The following is a 3,297-nucleotide window of genomic DNA, read 5'->3' on the forward strand; positions in this document are numbered from 1 at the left end:
GGATGATGCAGAGCCGGGCCTGCGCGTCACATTGTTGCTTCCGGTTTCGGGGCGGTGAGGGAGAACGGAAAGAGTGCCGGATAGCGAAAAGGTGAGACTGCGCGAGCGAGCGGCCCATGCGCCAGCACCCTATGATGCGGCGCGCGCCGCCAGCGATCTGGAAGACCTCGACGCCGCCGCCGCGCAGACGGATGATCCGGCACTTCGGACACTTCTCGCCGATGTGTTCGCTCGAAAGCTTCTCGCCTCGGTTCTCGGCAATTCGCCTTTTCTCGGGCGTATCGTCCGGCGGCATCCCGACTGGTTGCCGCGCCTGCTTGATCGTGCGCCCGAAGAGACAATGGCCGATCTCCTCGCGCGGCTTGCGGCCATCCGCACGCTTGAGACGCAGGATGAAGTCATGTCGGCGCTCAGGCTTGCGAAATCGGAAGCAGCATTGCTCATCGCCCTTGCCGACATAACGGCTACCTGGGCACTTGAACGGGTAACAGGGGCGCTGACGGACTTCGCCGACGGCGCGGTTGATACGGCGATCTCCTGGCTGATGCGGCAGGCGGCAAAGCGCGGACAGATCCTGCGTACGCCGGAAGAGATGACGCCGGACGGCTCCGGCCTTGTCATTCTGGGCATGGGAAAATATGGCTCGTGCGAACTCAACTATTCGAGCGACATTGATCTCGTTGTCTTTTTCGAGCCGGGACAGTTGCCGCTCAAAGACGGGCTTGATGATGGCGCCTTCTTCGTCCGCCTCACCAAAGACCTCGTGAAATTGCTGCAGGAACGCACGGCGGATGGATACGTCTTCCGCACCGATCTGCGGCTTCGCCCCGATCCCGGCGGTACGCCTGTTGCCGTGTCGCTGCCCGCAGCAGAAGTCTATTACGAAAGCCGCGGCCAGAACTGGGAGCGCGCCGCCTTCATCAAGGCGCGGCCCGTGGCAGGTGATCTCGCAGCGGGCGAGCGGTTCCTCAAGGTGCTGACGCCCTATGTGTGGCGGAAGAATCTCGACTTTGCTGCGATTGACGACATTCATTCGATGAAGCGGCAGATCCATGCCGTTGGCGGGCATGGCGTGGTGGCGGTTGCAGGGCACAACATCAAGCTCGGCCGCGGCGGTATTCGCGAGATCGAGTTTTTCGTGCAGACACAGCAACTCATCGCCGGTGGCCGCGACCATGATCTGCGCGGGCGACAAACCTGCCCCATGCTGGATGAACTGGCGGAGAAGAAATGGATCGCGCCGGAAACGGCTGCGGAGATGAAGGAAGCCTACCGCTTTCTGCGTACGCTCGAACATCGACTACAGATGATCGATGATGAACAGACACATTCGCTTCCCACGGCCGAAGCCGATCTCGACCGTGTTGCCTGCTTCATGGGCTTCCCGGATCGCGCGAGCTTCTCCGAAGCCCTGACGCTCCGTCTTGAGCGGGTGCGCGATCACTATGCAAAGCTTTTCGAAACGGCACCGCCCCTCGCCGAAGAAGGTGGAAGCCTCGTCTTTACGGGCACGGAAGATGACCCGGAAACGCTGGAAACGCTGCGCAGCCTTGGCTTCACGCGGGTCTCCGAAATGTCGGAAACGATACGTGGCTGGCATACGGGCCGTTTTCCCGCAACGCGCGCAACACGCTCGCGCGAATTGCTGACAAGCCTGATGCCCACCCTTTTGCGCGCATTGTCGCGCACGGCAAATCCCGACACGGCCTTTGACCGTTTCGACCGTTTCCTGACGGGGCTTCCTGCCGGTGTGCAGCTTTTCTCGATGCTCTATTCAAACCCGCATCTGCTCGACCTGCTTGCGGGCATTTGCGGGACGGCGCCGCGCCTTGCTTCTTACCTCAGCCAAAATCCGCGCGTGCTGGAAGCAGTTGTCGATCCTGATTTTTTCAAGGTTTTGCCGGGCAGGGAGGAACTTCATCGCAGCCTGATGGATGTACTCGCCCATGCGGAGGACTATCAGGACATTCTGGATTTCGCGCGCGTCTGGGCGCGTGAATATCGCTTCCGGCTTGGCGTGCGTGTGCTTTCCGGCAGCGCGGATGCAGAAGAGGCGGGCCCCGCCTATGCGGCGCTGGCATCGGAGCTTGTTTCCGCCCTGGCGCCGGCAGCTCTCGCCAAGGTGGCAGAAAAGCACGGCCACATGCCGGGTGGGCGCTTCTGCGTTGTCGCGATGGGAAAACTCGGCAGCGAGGAAATGAGCGCAAGCTCCGATCTCGATCTCATCGTCATCTATGATGTGCCGGATGCGGAAGCGCAGTCAGATGGCGAGCGCCCGCTTTATGCCTCGCAATATTATGCGCGCGTCTGCCAGCAGCTCATCAACGCGCTGACCGCACCGACGGCAGAGGGCAAGCTCTACGAAGTGGATATGCGACTTCGGCCTTCAGGCAATGCGGGGCCGATTGCAACAGCCTTTGACAGTTTCGTCGCCTATCAGGAAAGCGAAGCCTGGACATGGGAGCATATGGCGCTGACACGCGCGCGCGTGATCTGCGGGCCGGATGATCTGAAGGCCGATGTGGAAGACGCCATCGCAAGGACGATCCTTCGCCTGCGCGACAGGGCGAAGATTGCTGCTGATGTTGCCGATATGCGCGCTCGCCTTGCAAGGGAGCGGGAAAGCAACAATCCATGGGAGCTGAAGCATGTGCGCGGCGGACTCGTGGATATCGAGTTCATCTGCCAGTATCTGCAACTCGTCCATGCGAGCAGCCATCCCGAAATCCGCCATCCCCATACGCGCACGGCGCTGCTTCGTATTGCGGAGGCGGGCGTACTGCCGAGCGAGACGGCAGACATGCTCATCCATGCGATCAGCCTCAACCATAATCTGACGCAGGTGATCCGTGTCTGCGTGGAAGGCGTGTTCGATCCGACAGATGCCGCCCGCGGCCTCACCATGCGGCTCGCGCGGGCGGGCGATGTGCCCGATTTTTCCACACTCGAAGCAGACCTCATCGAAAGCCAGAGACAGGTACGCGAGGCTTTTGATTCCATCGTCACGGCCGCGGCGGCTGGCTGATTATTTGCAGCCTTGCTTCTGCCGGCCGGGGCAGGCCGCGTTAACCCTGTTCAGCGAAAACACGCTGAAAGCAAGGCAATCCCCGGACAATCATGGTTAATGCTCGATGCTGCTTTCGGCGAAGCGGCGACGAGTGGCCCATGAAGCGTGTCATTACGATACGCTTCAGGTAGGGAAGCTGTCGGGAATCCCTCAACAGGAATCTCTGGCAGATGTGTGTGGAGTGGGGACGCATGAAGCGTCACGATGCCATCGTGATCGGAGCCGGGCTC

General features: G+C 61.0%; 2 protein-coding genes. One reads left to right on the forward strand and one right to left on the reverse strand.

Translation table 11 applies throughout. The annotated features are described in order from the left end of the window. The first annotated feature begins 73 nt into the window (after positions 1-73). Entirely contained in the window at positions 74-3,025 is a 2,952-nt protein-coding gene (locus WBF74_RS04450) for a bifunctional [glutamine synthetase] adenylyltransferase/[glutamine synthetase]-adenylyl-L-tyrosine phosphorylase (RefSeq protein WP_424435778.1), read from the forward strand. A 50-nt stretch (positions 3,026-3,075) separates the two neighbouring features. On the opposite strand, the gene WBF74_RS04455 is transcribed toward WBF74_RS04450, so the two are convergent. Then, positions 3,076-3,297 (reverse strand): hypothetical protein (locus WBF74_RS04455; protein ID WP_424435781.1); only part of this gene is annotated, 222 nt, incomplete at its 5' end.

Source organism: Parvibaculum sp. (assembly GCF_049672805.1).
GTDB lineage: Bacteria > Pseudomonadota > Alphaproteobacteria > Parvibaculales > Parvibaculaceae > Parvibaculum.